Genomic DNA, 16,166 nt, shown 5'->3' on the forward strand with positions numbered 1-16,166 from the left:
GGCCCGGCGATCTCGCCCCTTGATCGCCGGGCCCCTTTGCCAAAACGAGACACTCATGCTTCTCAAGACCGTTCTGACCCGGCTGGCGACGACGCTGGTAACGCTGTTCGGCGTGGCCGTCGTTGTGTTCACCCTCGTGCGCGTGGCGCCGGGCAATCCCATTGCGATGATGCTGCCGCCCGGCGCGACCGAAGAGGACATCGCCAATCTCACCCGGCTTTACGGCTTTGACAAAAGCCTGCCGGAACAATTCGCGATCTGGCTCGGCGGCGTCGTCCAAGGCGATTTCGGCACCTCGATTACCCTGCGCCAGCCGGTGATGGAGCTGGTGCTGGGCCGCCTGCCCGCCACGTTGGAGCTGTCGTTCATGGCGCTCGTCATCGCCGTGACACTTGGCGGTCTGGTGGCCGTGATCGGCGCGCGCAAACGCGGCACCGGCACCGAAGTCGGGCTCGATCTGACCAATGGCGCGGTGCTCTCCGTGCCGGATTTTCTCTGGGGGCTGATCTTCGTTCTGCTGTTCGGCGTGCTCTGGCCGGTGCTGTCGATCTCGGGCCGGGTCGATCCAAGGCTCGACATTGATTTCACCTCGAATTTCTACGTGATCGAGGGCCTCCTGCGCGGTCGTTTAGATGTGGTCGGCTCGACGCTGTCGCATATGCTGATGCCCGCCATGTCTCTGGCCCTGCCCTTGGCCGCGATGATCGCGCAGCTTTTCAAACAGTCGCTCAAGGAAGTGCTGCACCTCGATTACACCACGCTCGCCCGTGTTCGCGGGTTTTCCGAAACCGCCGTCATCCTGCGCGAGGCGCTGCGCAACGCGGCCCTGCCGACGCTCACGCTCGTGGGGGTGCAGTTCACCTTTCTCATCGGCGGCACCGTCATCGTGGAGCGCATCTTCGCCTATGAGGGCCTTGGCAACATGGCGATCGACGCGGTGATCAACCGCGATCTGCCGCTCATTCAGGGCATCGTCATCCTGTTCGCCGCGCTGTTCATCGTGATCAACCTTCTGGTCGATCTGTCCTACACCCTTCTGAACCCGAGGCTGCGCCATGGCTGACACCACCACCTCCGCCCCTCGCGCCCGGCGCATCGGGCCGGTCAACCTGCGGCTCTGGCTGCCGCTTCTGTGGATCGCCCTTGTCATCGCCGCAGCGATTTTCGCGCCTCTGCTGGCCCCGCACGATCCGCTGGAACAGGACCTGATGCTCGAACGCCTGCCGCCGTGGTTCATCGCGGGCAGCGAGCCGGGCTATTGGCTGGGCACCGACAGTCTGGGCCGCGATGTGCTGTCGCGGATGATCTATGGCGCCCGCATCGCCCTCATCGTCAGCTTCACCGCCGCTCTCGCCGCCTGCGTCGTCGGCACCGCCATGGGCCTGATCGCAGGCTTCTATGGCGGCTGGTGGGATCGGGTGATCTCCCGGCTCGTGGACATCTGGATGGCCTTTCCGCCGGTGCTCTTCGCCGTCCTGCTGGTGGCGGTTCTCGGCACCGGACTGGGATCGGTCATCCTCGCCATTGCGGTCATCGACTGGACCCGCTTTGCCCGCGTCATCCGGGCCGAGACCATGGTGCAGGCGCGGATGGATTACGTTGACAGCGCCCGGATCGGCGGCGCAAGGCGCATGGCCACGCTGATCTCGGAAATCCTGCCCAATATCCTGCCCTCGGTCATCGCGCTTCTGACGCTCGAAATGGGCATCGCGGTGATCGTCGAGGCGATCCTGTCCTTCGTTAACCTGTCGATCTCCTCGGACGATCCGACATGGGGGGCGATGATCGCCGAAGGCCGCGGCGCAATCCATTTCGCATGGTGGGTGCTGTTGTTCCCGCTGATCTCGCTGTTCCTGACCGTCCTGAGCTTCTCGACGCTCGGCGAAGGTCTCAAACGTCATTTCGATCCGGTGCTGCAATGAAACCCCATGCCCACACGCTTGACGTGATCAAGCTCAACATCGCCCTGCCGAACGGGCGCCGCCTTTTACGCGATGTCTCTCTGACGCTCGAACCCGGCGAGGTGCGCGCGCTGGTGGGCGAAAGCGGCGCGGGCAAGTCGATGATCGGTAAATCCGTCCTCGGCATCCTGCCGCCCAATGTGACGATCACCGAAGGGGAAATCCTGCTCGAGGGCCAGCACCTCAACATGATGACGCCGGCGACCCGGCGCAAAACCGTGGCGCAATCGGCGGCGCTGATCCCGCAGGACCCGCTGACGGCGCTCAATCCGGTGCGCAAGATCGGGCCACAGATCGTGGACCCGCTGGTGCGCATCCTGGGCTGGTCGCGCAGCGATGCCGTGGCACGTGCGCTCGATCTTCTCGACCGGGTGCATATCCGCGATCCGAAACGGGTGATGGGAAGCTATCCGCATGAGCTCTCGGGCGGCATGCGCCAGCGCGTGCTGATCGCTGCCGCCTTTGCCCCCTCGCCGCGTCTGATCGTGGCGGACGAACCGACCACGGCGCTCGACGTGACGGTCCAAAAGCAAATCCTGCGGCTCATTCGCGAACTGCAACAGGAGACCGGCACCGCCGTCCTCTTCGTCACTCATGACATGGGCGTCGTCGCCAAGATCAGCCAGAAGGTCACCGTGCTGTTTGCGGGCAAGGTGATGGAGGATGCCCCGACGCGCGAGGTTTTCACCAATCCCCGGCACCCTTACACCCGCGCGCTGATCGCTGCGACCCCGAGCTATGCCGATCTGGACCGGCCCTTTTCGCCGGTGCCCGCCGCCCTGATCAAGGATCTGCACGCGCGGATCGCACAGGACGACATGCTCTACACAGGAGGCCGCAGATGAGCGCGCTGTTTTCCGTTCGCGACCTGTGCCTGTCCTTCCCGGACCGGGCGCATAAACCCCTGTTCGGCGCCGCTCCGCGCAACGAGGTTCTGAAAGGTTTCAGCCTCGACATCCCCGAGGGGCAGATCACCGGCATCGTCGGCGAGTCCGGCTCCGGCAAATCGACCTTCGGGCGGGTTCTGGTGCGACTTCTGGAGCCCGACAGCGGGCAGGTTCTGTTCGACGGGCAAGAGATCGGCCATCTGGGCGAGGCGGCGCTGCGCCCCTTGCGCCGCGATCTTCAGATGATCTTTCAGGACCCGATGTCGTCGCTCAACCCGCGTCACAGGGTCTGGCGGATCATCTCCCAGCCGATGAAACGCTATGGCCGGGGCGGCACGAAATCGGATGCCATCGCGGCGCTCGACAAGGTCGGCCTGCCGCCCGCCTTCGCAGAGCGCTACCCGCATGAGCTTTCGGGCGGGCAGCGTCAAAGGGTCGGCATCGCCCGTGCCATCGCGCTTGAGCCGCGGTTCATTCTGGCCGACGAGATCGTCTCCGGCCTCGATGTCTCCTCACAGGCACAGGTGTTGTCCCTGCTCAAGGACCTCGCCCGGGACATGGGGCTGACCGTGGCGTTCATTTCGCACGATCTCTCGGTGATCCGCCATCTCTGTGACAATGTCATCGTGCTGAACCATGGCGAGATCGTCGATCACGGCCCGGTGGCAGAGGTGTTCGAGCGCCCGTCTTCGGAGATCACGAAAACGCTGCTGTCAGCCATTCCCCTGCCGGAGCTCGACGCGGGCTGGTTCGACGAGCCCTGACCGCCCCCGACAATCCGAAACGCAAAACACCCGCTTTTTGGCGGGTGTTTTTGAATGCGGCGGGCCTCTTGCCGGACGACCCGCCGCTCTGAACCCAGCGTCACATCATGTTGGGGACAAGCAGGACGATCGCCGGGAAGGCCAGAATGAGAACGACCCGCAGCACATCCACCAGCAGGAAGGAGGTGAGGCCCCGGAAAATGGTTCCGAGCTGCACGTCCTTGACCACGGATTTCAGCACGAAGGCGTTGAGACCGACGGGGGGCGTGATGTAGCTCACCTCGGTCACGATCACCACATAAATGCCAAACCAGATCAGATCGAAGCCCTGGGCTGCGACGATCGGATAGAAGATCGGCACGGTCAGGGTGATCATCGACAGGCCTTCAAGCACACAGCCCAGCACCAGATAGACCAGCGTGATGATCAGGATCACCATCAGCGGATTGTCCCCGACCGAAGTCACCAGCGTCTGGATGTCCCGGCTCATGCCCGAGAGGTTGACGTAATTGGCGAAGGTCAGCGCACCGAACAGGATGAAGAACATCATCGCCGTGGTCTTGGCGGTTTCGAACAGGGTCGAAAGCGTCTGAGACAGGTTGAGACGACCTTGGAGCAGCACCAGAAGGAAGGCGCCCCCTGCCCCCATGCCGGCACTTTCCGTCGGCGTGAACACCCCGAAATAGATGCCGCCCATGACGAAGGCGAAGAGACCGAGAGCTCCGGCCACGCCCTTGAGCGCCACGATCCGCTCCCGGAGCGGCAGCTTGTCCTCGACCGGCAGGTCGAAATGCCCGAAACGGATCGAGATCCGCACCGCGACGGCGTAGAGCACGACGCCCAGAATGCCCGGCAGAATGCCCGCGAGGAACAGCTTGCCGATGTCCTGCTGGGTCATGATGCCGTAGAACACGAGGATCACGGAGGGCGGGATCAGGATGCCAAGCGTGCCGCCCGCCGCGATGGACGCGGTCGAAAGGCTGTCCGGGTAGCCGAATTTGCGCATGTTCGGCAGGGCGATCTTGGCCATGGTCGAGGCGGTTGCAAGCGACGAGCCGCAGACCGAGGAAAAGCCGCCGCAGGCCACCACGGTCGCCACCGCCAGCCCGCCCTTGCGGTGCCGGAGCCAGGCATAGGCGGCGGAATAGAGATCGCGTGCGATGCCCGATTGCACCACGAAATTCCCCATCATCAGAAACAGCGGCAGGATCGACAGCGAATAGCTGCGGCTGTGTTCGAAATAGGTCTGCCCCAGCAGCGAATAGGACGGCGACCAGCCGATGATCGCGGCCGTGCCGACCGTGCCCAGAAGCGCCAAAGCGAACGAGATCGGCACGCCGAGAAACAGCAGGATGAACAGGACGAGCGTCCCGAATTCCCAATGAGCAAGCAAGGACATCTCAGTTTTTACCTCTCATCGGGTAGAAGATTTCGGCGAACATGATCACCGCGGAGACGATGCAGAGCATCGCCGAAAAATAACCGATCGGCGCGACCGGCAGTTCCAGCGTCGCCGTGGTGCCACCATAGCCCGCGACCTGCGACGCGGTCACCCAGAGCCGCCAGGCGATCATCACCTGCACGCCCACGGAGAGCAAAAGCACGATGGGGCGACGGATCTTGTCGATGGCCAGCGGCAGCCGGTCGGTGATCAGATCGACGGTGACATGTTCCCGGTCCAGCGTCGCCGCCGGAAGCCCGAGAAAGATCAGCGCCGCGAGCATCAGCTCGGTCAGCTCGGTCGCGCCCTTCACCGGGCTGTTGAGCAGGTAGCGGCCCAGTACATCGACCACCGTCAGCCCCATCATCGCGATCAGCAGCACCGCACAGGCCACGGCGATCACGCCGTGAATGGGTCGGGCTGCCTTGGGAGGCAGCCCTTGTTCATGCGGTCCGGCAATATTTTCGGACAGGTTGATCATTCTTCGGCCTCGATCTTGGCAATCTCGTCGAACAACATGTCATAGGCCGCCTGCCCGTCAATCCCCGTTTCGCTCACCTTGGCGATCTGGCTGGCCACAATCGGTGCCAGACGGTCGCGCAGCACTTCGATTTCCTCGGGCGTGGCGGCCTTGAGCGCGATCTTGCCCTCCATGGAGGCGCGGCCCTCGGCATCGACCTTGTCCCACATCTCGCCCGCGCGCCGCGCAAAGGCCTCGCCCAGAAGCGGCTCGATCAGGGCCTGATCCTCGGGCGAAATCGAATTCCATTTCGCCTCGTTCATCACCACGAACATCGCGGTGTTATAAAGCCCGCCCGGCACGGTGTAGCCGTAATCAAGAATGTCGTTGAGGTTGAAGAAGTTGACGGATTCGAACGGGAAGAAAATCCCGTCCGCCACGCCCTGGGACAAAAGCTCATAGGCTTTCGAGGACGGCCCCTCGACCGGCACGGCGCCCAGATCGGTGGCAATCGAATGCGCCAGAGCCGAGCCGATGCGGATTTTCTGACCGGAGATGTCTTCGGGCGTCTCGATCGGTTTGGTCGAGAAAATCTCCCCCGGACCATGGGTGAAAAGGGTCAGAACCTTCACGCCCTCATATTCGCCTGCGTCCTTGAGCAGCGCCTCATGCACGCGCCAGAAGGCCACGGAGGTTGCGACCGAACTGTCGGACATGAAGGGCATTTCCGCGATCATCGGCGTCTTGAACCGGCCGGGCGTGTAGCCATGCACGGAATAGGCAATGTCGGCCACGCCATTTTTCGCCAGATCGAAGGCGGCGGGCGGCGGCCCCAAGGGGGCGGGCAGCATGTTGATCTTCACACGCCCTTCGGTGACGCGTTCGATGTCGGCCATCCATGGCACGAACAGCTCGGAAACCTGCGGATGGGTCGGCGGCAGCCAGCTATTCATGGTCAGGACCGTCTCGGCCTGCGCCACGCCGGCATAGAGTGCGATGGATGCCGCCACTGAGGTGACCCGCGTGGCGATCTTTTTGAGTTTCACGTTCATTTTCACATTCCCTATTGGTGAGTGATGATGGTAAGACGCCCGTTACCGGACTTTATTATTGTTCAAACCCGCTGTTTGGACGGCCCGTGCGCCGTACAGCGTATGACAGAGGCCATGTATGACCCCGCCGACCGATCCGATGCCTTCCTCTCTGACCGATGCCTCGCGAGACACGGAACATTTCCGTGACACATGGCCCTATTTCTGGATCGACCGCGCCAATGCCTATTACATGCGCGCGCTCGACAAGCGGCTCAAACCGCTGGGCATCGACACGCCGCGCTGGCGCGTGCTGATGTCGCTCTATGAGCAGGATTACATGTCGGTCTCCGAGATCGCCGAGTTTTCCACGCTCAAGCTCAACACCACGACTAAGATCGTTCAGCGCATGGTCGCCGCCGGTCTGGTCGAGACCCGGGTGCGCCCGACCGATGGCCGGGTGACCGAGGTCTGCCTGACCGGGAAAGGCGACGATCTGCGCGCCAAGGCGCTCGGCGAGGTCAACCGCATCCGCGACGAAAGCTTTTACAACACCTCGCCCGCCGAACTTCAGACGCTCAACGAAATCCTCGCGAAGATCTCGAAAGATCTCGCCCGGATGATCTGAGGCGCAGCACACCCGCATCACTGCGACCCCGTCACAAGGTGATGGTAGTCGCGGCTGAACCAGACCAGCCCGTGTCGGGTCTCATCCGACAGGCGCACCGCCTCGACCTGACAGAAGAACACGGAATGCGTGCCCTCTTCCTGACGGCCCGTGATCCGGCAATCGAAGGCGACATTGGCGTCCGACAAAAGCGGCGCGCCGGTCGCTTCCGTCAGCCAGTCGCCATAGGAAAACCGGTCGACGCCCGCGACATAGCGCGCGAAATGGCCAGAGAGATCCTGATGCTCGGCGGCCAGAACATTGACCGCCAGCACACCGTTTTCCACGAATTTATCGTGCGCATAGGCGCTTTTGTTGATGCAGACCAGAAGCGTCGGCGGCTGATCCGTCACCGAACAGACCGCCGAGGCCACAAGCCCGTGCCGACCCGCCGGCCCGTCGGTGGTGATCAGGTTCACCGCCGCACCGAGCCGGCTCATGCCTTCGCGAAAATCGCGCTGGGTTTCCGTCAGTTCCGTCATGGCTCAGATATCCAGCACCAGTTTCGGCCCCTTGGCCCGCGAACAACAGGCGCAGATCACGTCACCGTCCTCGCGCTCCTCTTCGGTGAGGAACTGATCGCGGTGGTCGATCTCGCCTGAGAGCACATCGGTCAGGCAGGTGCCGCAGACGCCCTCTTCGCATTTCACCTCGATCTTGATCCCCTCGCGCGCCAGAGCTTTCGCGATGGTGTCCTCCGGGCCCACGGTGATGGTCACGCCCGATTGCGCGCATTCGACCTCGAAGCTGTCGCCCGTGAGTTCCACATCCGCAGAGAAATATTCGCGATGGACATTGGCCGTCGCATGACCGGCGGCCTCGGCGGTGTCGATCACCCAGTCCATGAAGCCCTGCGGACCGCAGACATAGAGATGGGTGGCGGCATTCGGTGCGGGAAGATCGCGTTTGAGATCGAGCTTTTGCGCCGCGTCCATATCGTCGAAATGGAACACCACCTTGTCGGCAAAACCGCAGCCCTTCAATTCGTCCATGAAGGCGGTGACGCCCTCGGAACGGGTGCAGTAATGCAGGGTGAAATCCTTGCCAATGGCGTGCAGGCGCTTGGCCATCGCGATCATCGGCGTGATGCCGATGCCGCCGCCCAAAAGCACGGTGGTCTCCGCCGTCTCATCGAGCGGGAAGTGATTGCGCGGGCCTTCGACGGTGAAGACCGCGCCCTCGACAGCCGTCTCATGCACCTTGACGGAACCGCCCCGGCTTTGCGGGTCTTTCAAGACGCCGATCTCGTAAAACCCGGTCTCAGCCGGGTCCGAGCAGAGCGAATATTGCCGCCACATGTCGAGATCCGGCAGGTAGAGATCGAGATGCGCCCCCGCCTCATAGGGCAGGATCGCGCCGCCGGCCTCCGGGGCAAAGCGGATGCGGGCGATGTCACCCTTGTCGTCGATCCGGGCGATGACTTTGAGGTTTTGTGCGTTATAGGTCATCACTATCTCACATAAAGCCCGCCGTTGACGTCCCAGCAGGCGCCGTTGACGAAGGCGGCTTCGGGGCTGGCGAGCATCACCACCATCTGCGCCACGAACTCGGGATCGCCGAGACGCTGCACCGGAATATTGGCAATCGCCGCCTCGATCTTGTCGCCCAGAACGCCCCGGACCATCGGCGTGTCCATCGGACCCGGCGCAATGGCGTTGCAGGTGATCCCAAACGGCGCGAGATCGCGGGCAAACACTTTGGTCAGGGTCAGGATCGCACCTTTCGAGGCGGCATAATGCGCGCCCGTCGCCGTGCCGCCATTCTGCCCCGCCAAAGAGGCCATATTGACGATCCGGCCATAGCCGCGGTCCTTGAAGTGGCGCGCAAAGATCTGGCTGCCGGCAAAGGTGCCGCCCGCGTTGGTGGCCATGATGTCATTGAACGTGGCTGGGTCGATCTCCATCAGCGGCTGCGCCATGGTGCGCGCGGCGTTGTTCACCAACACCTCGACGGAGCCGTAGCGCTCGATGCATTTATCGAGCACGCTTTGGAAATCCGCGGGCTTGGAAACGTCCAGCGTGGCGGTCACGGCGGTCTCGCCCGCAAGGTCCAGTTCGGAGGCGAGAGCTTGCGCCTCCTCGCCGGGATTGATGTCGGCGATCACCACGCGGTAGCCCGCTTTGTGAAGCGCGCGCACGACGGAGGCGCCGAAGCCGCGCGCCCCGCCCGTGACAATAGCGGTTTGGATTTTCTCAGGCAAAGGGGCCACCATCAGAACAAATAGCTGAACGAATTCAGCATCCCATCGGAGTTGAGAAGACGGATCACCTTTTGCTGGATCAGGAACCCGCCTTCGGTGACTTTGAGGATATATTCGACATTGCCCGCCCAGATGCGCTGGCGGCCGAATTTGTCTTCGACCAGATGTTCGGCACAGGAGACGGTGATCAGATCGCCCTCCGCGGCCTCGATCCGGAACCGCGACAGGGTGCGCACGGTTTGCGCGGGTGGCGCGGAGGAAATCGAGAACCCGGCATGAAACCGACCGACCCGGTCACGCCGCATCTTGGCGTTGTCGTAACACAGGTTGACGGAGTTCTTGAAATCCACCGTGTCGCCGATGGGCATGATGTACAGCCCGTCGTCGGTCCACAGATCGAGCCAGTCGTCATATTCCTTCAGGTCGAGCATGGCGCTCTCGGCCCAGATGAAGGCCGTGACATCGGCCAGCATGGATTTGGTGTCGATTTTGCTCATCTCGGTCATTGCGCCATCATCCTTTTCCACATTTTGTAAGCGGCACGCATGCCGGTTTCGGCGGAGATATGGCCGCGCGGGCCGAACTCGCCCGGCTCCTCGTCGACCATGCCCCGGTTCACGAGGATCTTGAGATCCGGGCCACCCTTGGTGCCGCGCTGGATGCGTTCCCAAACCTCGGCATCGTCGGGAGAGCCAAAGCCCATCGGTCCCTGGAAGTGTTCATGCAGACGGATGCGCGCCTGGTTCGCGGCCTCCGGGCCGCCGTCCATGCCGATGGCGATGTGACGGATGTCGGTCTGCTCCACGTTGATCGGGGTCAGCACGCGGAAGAAGGCGAGCGAGAAGGACACGTTCGGGAAGAGGTTGAGGTTGAACCCCGCCCCGCTCACCGCACGGACGATTTTCTTGACCTGATCTTCCGGGTAGCCCTCATCGCGCAGCTCCTGCGCCAGATCGGCAAAGCGTTCCGGGATCGGCGCATCGAGGTTCTCGTCGAGATCGACCAGTTCGGGGATCATGGTCATGACAGAGTGACCGTTGCCCAGATCTTCGACATAGCCGACGCCCTTGTCGAGGAAGTCGAACATCTCTTCGGTCGCGCCGTCGAGCGTCTGCATGAAGCTCTTGTGCACGATCGGGAAGTGATAGGCATCGGTGGTGTTCTCAAGCTGGACTTTCCAGTTCATCGGCACGGAGAACTGATGTTCGCCCAGCACCTTCACCGGGAAACCGCCGCCCTGTTTCATGAACAGGTCGATATATTTGCGCACGCCCTCGCCGAGGAAGTCCTCGAGCGGCTCGATGTCTTCCTTGAAGGTCGCAAACACCATGCCGTTATAGGCCTCGGTGCGCAGTTTCACGAGACCGTGCTGGGATTTGTCGAAATCGTCGCCGTATTGCTCCGGATAAGGCAGCGCACGCAGCGAACCGTCGAGGCCATAGCCCCAGCCGTGATAGGGGCACTGGAAGGAAGAGGTCTTGCCCTTCTTCACTTCGCAGACGGTGGCGGCGCGGTGGCGGCAGCGATTGACCATGCAATGGATCTTGCCCTTGCGGTCGCGCACCACGATCACCGGCTCAAGGCCGACCTGCGACAGCTTGAAAGAGCCCTTGTCGGGGAATTCGCTTTCATGCGCGACCCAGACCCAGGTGTTCTTGAAGATCTTCTCCATCTCTTCATTGAAGAGCTCGGGATCTTCGTACATTTCGGTGGCGACCTTGGCGTTCTTCTCGTCGTAGAGCACGTCGAGATCGCTGAATTTCGGCATATCGAGAGACATGTCGTCCTCCTTACGTTGCGGACTTAAAGCTGCGGGATTTCGAGAGCACGGCCCATGCGCGCCTCGACGGTCATGTATTTCCAAAGGCGATCGTTGCCCTCACCCACCACGATGGTGCGCAGAAGGTTGCAAGCCGCCATGACATCTTCGCGGGTCGGGAAATCGGCCATGATGTACCAGGTGTAGGGAAAGCCCACGGAGGCGCCGACAAAGGTCTGGTCGTCGTCGAAAGTGCCGACGATCTCGACGCCTTCCATCTGGTCGATCTTAAACATCAGCTCTTGGGTGGCTTTCCAGACCGGCCCGATCTGGTCAAACGGCAGGCTGAAAAACGCGGCGTGGTTGTTGAAGCACAACAGGGTGCGGATCGGTTTCTGGTCGCTCATGTCTCTGGTCCTCTCTGAAGGAAAATCTTTGCAATATGTCTGGGAACTGCGCAGGCGTTAAGGGTAACCCGGCATGGTCGGCTGATCGAAGAACCCGGCCCCGGCGGCGGTCCATGTCCCCTCGCCCATGAAGGCGTGCTGCGCCACGCAGGCGGCATCCACCATGCAGCGGCCAAGCGTGTGCCCCGTCGCCATCACGCCGGAACCGCCGATGACAAAGGCGAGACGCGCGGCTTCGGCGCCGTCGCGGGCCGCCTTGCTGGCCACGAGGCGCAGGCGGATTTTCATGTCCGGGCTGACCTCTCCGGTGGTTTTCAACTCGTCCCAACCGGCCTCGATCGTGTCGTAGAACGCCGCGCGGGCACCCATCAGAAGGCCCTGCGCACGCGCGAATTCCGCCTGCACATAGGGCCGCGCGCCGGGGTTCGGCGCACCGGTGATCGAGGCGCGCTGACGGGCATCCTCGACGAGGAAATCCAAGGCCTCGCGCGCCGCCCCCAAGGCCACGACGGCCAGAACCTGCGCCGCGAGCGCCATCGCCGGAAAACGGAAGATCGCATCGTCCAGAAGCGGTTTGCCGCCCCGGATGAAGGTCCATTCGGGCGCAACCACCACACCCTCGGCCACAGCGTCATGCGATCCGGTCGCCGACAGGCCGATGGTGTTCCATGTCTCGTCCACCGTCACCTTGTCGCGCGGCATGACGGCCACGCGCGGCAGCGGCGTATCATCGCCCTCAACCTTGATCCCCATGCCGACGATGGAAGACCCCATGATGCCCGAGCACCACGGCCAGCGGCCCGACACTTTGAACCCGCCCGCGACCTTTTCGGCCTTTTGCGGCGGGAACATCGCCCCCGCGAACACCGTGTCCGGGTCCTTGCCGTAAATCGCCGCGTAAGTTTCGGGCGGAAGCGCCGCGAGATAGGTGGCGGACACCCCGAAGGACGCCACCCAGCCGGTGGAGGCGTCAGCGGCGGAAATATCCTCGATCAGACGGCAGAAATCGGCGGGGCTCAGTTCATCGCCGCCAAAGCGCGCAGGCACAAAGGCGCGGTAAGCGCCGATCTGTTGCAGCTTTTTCACCATGTCGAGCGGCACATGTCGCAGTGTGGTAAATTCGGCCCGGCGTGCCCGGATCTCATCCAACACGGAGACATAGGCGGCCGTGTCGGCCTGTTCAAAAGCCAGTTTCGAAAGATAGGTCATTGGTTACGGTCCTTTGACTGAAACAGCGGGATGCAGGACGTGATCCAGCGCGCAACGGCGCAGAGCTTGGCGTCCTCGCCCTTGCGTCCGATGATCTGGAGCCCGATGGGCAGACCGGCGTTCGAACGTGCAGGCAGTGTGATGGCGGGATGGCCCGAAAGGTTGAACGGGCGCTGAAACCGGGTGAGCGAGAGGACATTCTGCGGGTCCTGAGCCTCGGCAAGCGTCGGCGGCACGGTCGGCAGCGAGGGTGTGACCAGGGCGTCATAACGCTCCAGAAGCGCGTCCACCTCGGCGGTGAAGCGGGTGCGGACCGCTTCGGCCTCAGCACGCTGCGCGTCCGTGATTTTCCGGGCATTCCTGAGCCGTGCAGCGATGTCCAGCCCGAAGGGCGCGCCCTGATCCAGCATCGGCCCGAAGTCCTGCGCCATTTCATGCGACATCACCACCATGCCCGCGTCGAAAGCCGCCTCGAACGAAGGCAGGATGTCGTAAGGCATGTCCGGATAGGCGTCCATCAGCGCGTAAACCAGCGGATCGCCCACCTCGGCGTCGACTCCTTCGGATTTGATCCGGCCCAGTTTCGGCGCATGGAGCAGCTTTTCCGGCACGAATGTCGGGTCGATCGCCGTCATGCCGCGCACCAGCATGTCCATGTCCCGCGCCAGAATGCCCGGACAATCGAGCGAACTGTGCACGGGTGTCAGCCCCTTGCGGCTCACCCGGCCATAGGTCGGTTTGATCCCGATCACGCCACAGCAGGTGGCGGGCTGGCGCACCGAGCCGCCGGTATCGGTACCCACGGCGAAATCGCAAAGCCCCTCGGCCACGGCCACGGCAGAGCCGGAAGACGAGCCGCCGGGAATGCGATCCGGCCAGAGCGGATTGACCGGCGTGCCGGTGAAACCGTTGACCCCGGTCATGCCGAAGGCGATCTCATGCATATTGGCCTTGCCGATGATCCTGCATCCCGCCTCCAGCAGGGCGTCGACCAGATCGGCGTTTCGTGCGGCGGGCGGCTGCGATGCGAAAGCCCGCGAGCCACAGCCCGTGACGGTGCCTTCGACATCAATACAATCCTTGACGACCACGGTCGGACCGCCCCCGCCAAGGGACAGCTCTCCGACCAGCGTCGCGGCGCTGGGAGTCTGTGCGTTCATCTTCTTTCCCTGTTGCGGGTCTTGGCCGTTCTCGCGGCTCTTTACGGTAACTTTCACGCAAAAAGACGACAGGTCAAGTGAAAACTGAAATAAATCCTTTACCCAAACATTCTCATTTCGTAAAAAACATTTACAGTAATTTTACCGCTTTAAATCCTGGCACACCCTCCCACCAAAGATCAAAAAACAGGCAGGGCGTGTCTTGACCACAGGGAGCGCGAGTCGCGCAAGAAAGGACAGAGATGTCACAAGACACCACGCACACGATAGAAACCCTCACCCGCCGCATCGAGAATCTCGAAGCCGCAAACGAAGTCCGCAACGTCCAGATGCGCTACATGTTCCTCTGCGACACGCCGCTGCCGGAATATGGCGTCAAGGACGACGCGGAACGCATCGACCTGATCATGGAGCTGTTCTCTGAGGAGGCCGTCTGGGAAGGCGTCGGCGAATATTACGACGGCCAGTTCGGTCGCGCCGAGGGCAAGGCGGCCGTGCGCAAGCATTTCGAAGGCTTCTGGGGCGGCAAGACCGATCCGGCGCTGATCCTCAACTGCCATTATGTGACCTCTGAGCAGATCCACGTCGCGGACGACGGCCTCACCGCGACCGGGCAATGGGTGCATATGCAACCCTGGCTATTCTCTGACGGCAAGGCGCTGCTGCGCTCGTCGCGTTTGTTCAACGCCTTCAAGAAATGCGACGACGGCGTCTGGCGCTATACCCGCAACCGGACGGAGAACGTGTTCGTCGCGCCGCTTCCGGCGACCTGGGCGTCGGATTACCCGTCGAAATCCGTGTTGATGAAACCGTAAGCGGTTCTCAAAACACAAAAAAGGGCGCCCCTCGGCGCCCTTTTTTGTGTCTGCAGTCCGATCCCCGCCGACGTCACCAAAGCGCCAGTTTCGGAAAAACCAGCGTAAGCACCAGAATGCCGATCTGCATCGCCACGAAGGGCAGAACCGAGCGGTAGATCTGGGTAATCTCCACATCCGGTACAGCATTTTTCAGATAGAACAACGCCATACCCACCGGCGGGGTCAGGAAGGACGTTTGCAGACAGATCGCCATCAGGATCGCCACCCATGCCGGATCGTGACCCAAGGCCGTGAGCACCGGCAGAACCAGCGGCGCGACGATCAGGATGATCTCCATCCAGTCGAGGAAGAAGCCCAAGAGGAAAACGATGAACAGAATGAGGATCAGCGTCCCTGTCGGTGGCAGCGGGATCGCGTGCAGCGCGCCTTCGATCAACTCGTCGCCGCCGTAGCCCCGCAACACGACCGAAAAACACGACGCCCCGAAGATCAGCGCGAAGAGAAAGGCGGTGGTCAGCCCGGTGCCTTCACAGACCTCCCGGAAGTCCGCCCAACTGAGCCGCCGGGAGGCCACCGCGATCAGGGTCGCGCCCGCCGCCCCGACGCCCGAGGCCTCGGTCGGGGTCGCGATGCCGAAGACGATGGACCCCAGCACAGCAATGACCAGCAAAAGCGGCGCCACCAGCGAACCGAGCAGATCGCGCAGGATCTCCCCCGCGCCACGCCCTGTTTCCAGCGCACGGGCGGGCGCGCGGTCAGGGTGCAGGATGGCATAAATCACCGCATAGACCACATAGGCGACGGCAAGCAAAAGCCCGGGGATCATCGCGCCACGGAACAGATCGCCCACAGGAATCTGTAACTGATCGCCCATGACGATAAGCATGATCGAGGGCGGGATGAGAATGCCGAGACAGCCGGTCGCACCGACAACGCCCAGCCCCAGCCGGTCGTCATACCCCGCCCCGCGCATCGCCGGCATGGCGATGGTGGCGAGCAACATGACGGAGGCGCCGATGATGCCGGTGGAGGCCGCAAGAACGACGCCGATCAGCACGACGGAAACCGCCATGCCGCCGGGGACAACCCGCAGCAAGGAATGCATTCGGGTCAGCAAACGCTCCGCCACGCCGGATTTGTCGAGCATCATCCCCATGAACACGAACATCGACATCGGGATCAGCGAATAGCTCGACAGCGTGTCGAAAATCCGGTTGGCGACAAAGCCGATCATCCGAAGAGACGCCATATCGGCATCGACGGAGAAATAATCGAGCATGGTGCCCAGAGAGGCAAAGCCCACGGCCACCCCGCCCAGAACAAAGGCGATCGGATAGCCGGAGAACATCACCACCAGAAAGGTCGAGAACAGCAGAAAAACGAAAAGAACATCCATCTCAAC

18 protein-coding genes are annotated in these 16,166 nt (G+C 62.4%); 6 read left to right on the top strand and 12 right to left on the bottom strand.

Features of this window, described 5'->3' with window-relative positions; genetic code table 11:
• Positions 1-55: 55 nt before the first annotated feature.
• From CEW89_RS04535 to CEW89_RS04550, 4 genes are read left to right on the top strand one after another with little or no spacing between them, the layout of a single operon-like run.
• Positions 56-1,063 (top strand): ABC transporter permease, encoded by a 1,008-nt coding sequence (locus CEW89_RS04535; protein ID WP_096805058.1) that lies wholly within the window; start codon positions 56-58, stop codon positions 1,061-1,063.
• Entirely contained in the window at positions 1,056-1,922 is an 867-nt protein-coding gene (locus CEW89_RS04540; RefSeq protein ID WP_096805059.1) for an ABC transporter permease, read from the top strand. The genes CEW89_RS04535 and CEW89_RS04540 overlap by 8 nt, the downstream gene beginning before the upstream one ends.
• Complete coding sequence (locus CEW89_RS04545; RefSeq protein WP_096805060.1) at positions 1,919-2,806, top strand: ABC transporter ATP-binding protein; 888 nt, start codon at positions 1,919-1,921, stop codon at positions 2,804-2,806. Before CEW89_RS04540 ends, CEW89_RS04545 begins: the two co-directional genes overlap by 4 nt.
• Positions 2,803-3,612 (top strand): ABC transporter ATP-binding protein, encoded by an 810-nt coding sequence (locus tag CEW89_RS04550; RefSeq protein WP_096805061.1) that lies wholly within the window; start codon positions 2,803-2,805, stop codon positions 3,610-3,612. Before CEW89_RS04545 ends, CEW89_RS04550 begins: the two co-directional genes overlap by 4 nt.
• A 100-nt stretch (positions 3,613-3,712) precedes the next feature.
• Here CEW89_RS04550 and CEW89_RS04555 read toward each other — a convergent pair whose 3' ends face one another.
• The 3 genes from CEW89_RS04555 to CEW89_RS04565 are packed head-to-tail and all read right to left on the bottom strand — an operon-like array spanning position 3,713 to position 6,565.
• On the bottom strand, positions 3,713-5,011 hold the full coding sequence (locus CEW89_RS04555; protein WP_066709281.1) for a TRAP transporter large permease: 1,299 nt from the start codon (positions 5,009-5,011) through the stop codon (positions 3,713-3,715).
• A gap of 1 nt (position 5,012) precedes the next feature.
• Positions 5,013-5,534, bottom strand: coding sequence for a TRAP transporter small permease (locus CEW89_RS04560; RefSeq protein WP_198403496.1), 522 nt, complete (start codon positions 5,532-5,534; stop codon positions 5,013-5,015).
• Entirely contained in the window at positions 5,531-6,565 is a 1,035-nt protein-coding gene (locus CEW89_RS04565) for a TRAP transporter substrate-binding protein (RefSeq protein WP_096805062.1), read from the bottom strand. Before CEW89_RS04565 ends, CEW89_RS04560 begins: the two co-directional genes overlap by 4 nt.
• 118 nt (positions 6,566-6,683) lie before the next feature.
• Between CEW89_RS04565 and CEW89_RS04570 the strand changes: the two genes are divergently transcribed.
• Positions 6,684-7,172: a MarR family winged helix-turn-helix transcriptional regulator gene (locus CEW89_RS04570; RefSeq protein WP_244906159.1), complete on the top strand. Its 489-nt coding sequence runs from the start codon at positions 6,684-6,686 to the stop codon at positions 7,170-7,172.
• A 17-nt stretch (positions 7,173-7,189) separates the two neighbouring features.
• On the opposite strand, the gene CEW89_RS04575 is transcribed toward CEW89_RS04570, so the two are convergent.
• Genes CEW89_RS04575 through CEW89_RS04610 form a run of 8 tightly spaced genes read right to left on the bottom strand, consistent with a single transcriptional unit; the run spans position 7,190 to position 13,946 of the window.
• The gene (locus CEW89_RS04575) at positions 7,190-7,693 is read right to left on the bottom strand and encodes a flavin reductase (protein ID WP_066709288.1); all 504 of its coding nucleotides are present in this window, start codon (positions 7,691-7,693) and stop codon (positions 7,190-7,192) included.
• A gap of 3 nt (positions 7,694-7,696) precedes the next feature.
• Positions 7,697-8,659: a PDR/VanB family oxidoreductase gene (locus CEW89_RS04580; RefSeq protein WP_096805063.1), complete on the bottom strand. Its 963-nt coding sequence runs from the start codon at positions 8,657-8,659 to the stop codon at positions 7,697-7,699.
• Positions 8,660-8,661: 2 nt separating this feature from the next.
• Complete coding sequence (locus tag CEW89_RS04585; protein WP_244906196.1) at positions 8,662-9,420, bottom strand: SDR family NAD(P)-dependent oxidoreductase; 759 nt, start codon at positions 9,418-9,420, stop codon at positions 8,662-8,664.
• 2 nt (positions 9,421-9,422) lie between these two features.
• The gene (locus CEW89_RS04590; RefSeq protein ID WP_096805065.1) at positions 9,423-9,917 is read right to left on the bottom strand and encodes an aromatic-ring-hydroxylating dioxygenase subunit beta; all 495 of its coding nucleotides are present in this window, start codon (positions 9,915-9,917) and stop codon (positions 9,423-9,425) included.
• Positions 9,914-11,191 carry an aromatic ring-hydroxylating oxygenase subunit alpha gene (locus CEW89_RS04595; RefSeq protein ID WP_096805066.1) on the bottom strand — a complete coding sequence of 426 codons (1,278 nt, stop codon included), beginning with the start codon at positions 11,189-11,191 and terminating at the stop codon, positions 9,914-9,916. Before CEW89_RS04595 ends, CEW89_RS04590 begins: the two co-directional genes overlap by 4 nt.
• Positions 11,192-11,214: 23 nt before the next feature.
• Entirely contained in the window at positions 11,215-11,577 is a 363-nt protein-coding gene (locus CEW89_RS04600) for a hypothetical protein (protein WP_066709303.1), read from the bottom strand.
• A 57-nt stretch (positions 11,578-11,634) separates the two neighbouring features.
• On the bottom strand, positions 11,635-12,786 hold the full coding sequence (locus tag CEW89_RS04605) for an acyl-CoA dehydrogenase family protein (RefSeq protein WP_096805067.1): 1,152 nt from the start codon (positions 12,784-12,786) through the stop codon (positions 11,635-11,637).
• Positions 12,783-13,946 (bottom strand): amidase, encoded by a 1,164-nt coding sequence (locus CEW89_RS04610; RefSeq protein WP_096805068.1) that lies wholly within the window; start codon positions 13,944-13,946, stop codon positions 12,783-12,785. The genes CEW89_RS04605 and CEW89_RS04610 overlap by 4 nt, the downstream gene beginning before the upstream one ends.
• 242 nt (positions 13,947-14,188) lie before the next feature.
• On the opposite strand from CEW89_RS04610, the gene CEW89_RS04615 reads away from it, so the two are divergent.
• The gene (locus CEW89_RS04615; RefSeq protein ID WP_096805069.1) at positions 14,189-14,761 is read left to right on the top strand and encodes a nuclear transport factor 2 family protein; all 573 of its coding nucleotides are present in this window, start codon (positions 14,189-14,191) and stop codon (positions 14,759-14,761) included.
• A 73-nt stretch (positions 14,762-14,834) separates the two neighbouring features.
• Here the strand turns inward: CEW89_RS04615 and CEW89_RS04620 are convergent, their stop codons facing one another.
• The gene (locus CEW89_RS04620; RefSeq protein ID WP_096805070.1) at positions 14,835-16,160 is read right to left on the bottom strand and encodes a TRAP transporter large permease; all 1,326 of its coding nucleotides are present in this window, start codon (positions 16,158-16,160) and stop codon (positions 14,835-14,837) included.
• Positions 16,161-16,166: the final 6 nt, after the last annotated feature.

Source organism: Celeribacter ethanolicus (assembly GCF_002407265.1).
Taxonomy (GTDB): Bacteria; Pseudomonadota; Alphaproteobacteria; order Rhodobacterales; family Rhodobacteraceae; genus Celeribacter; species Celeribacter ethanolicus.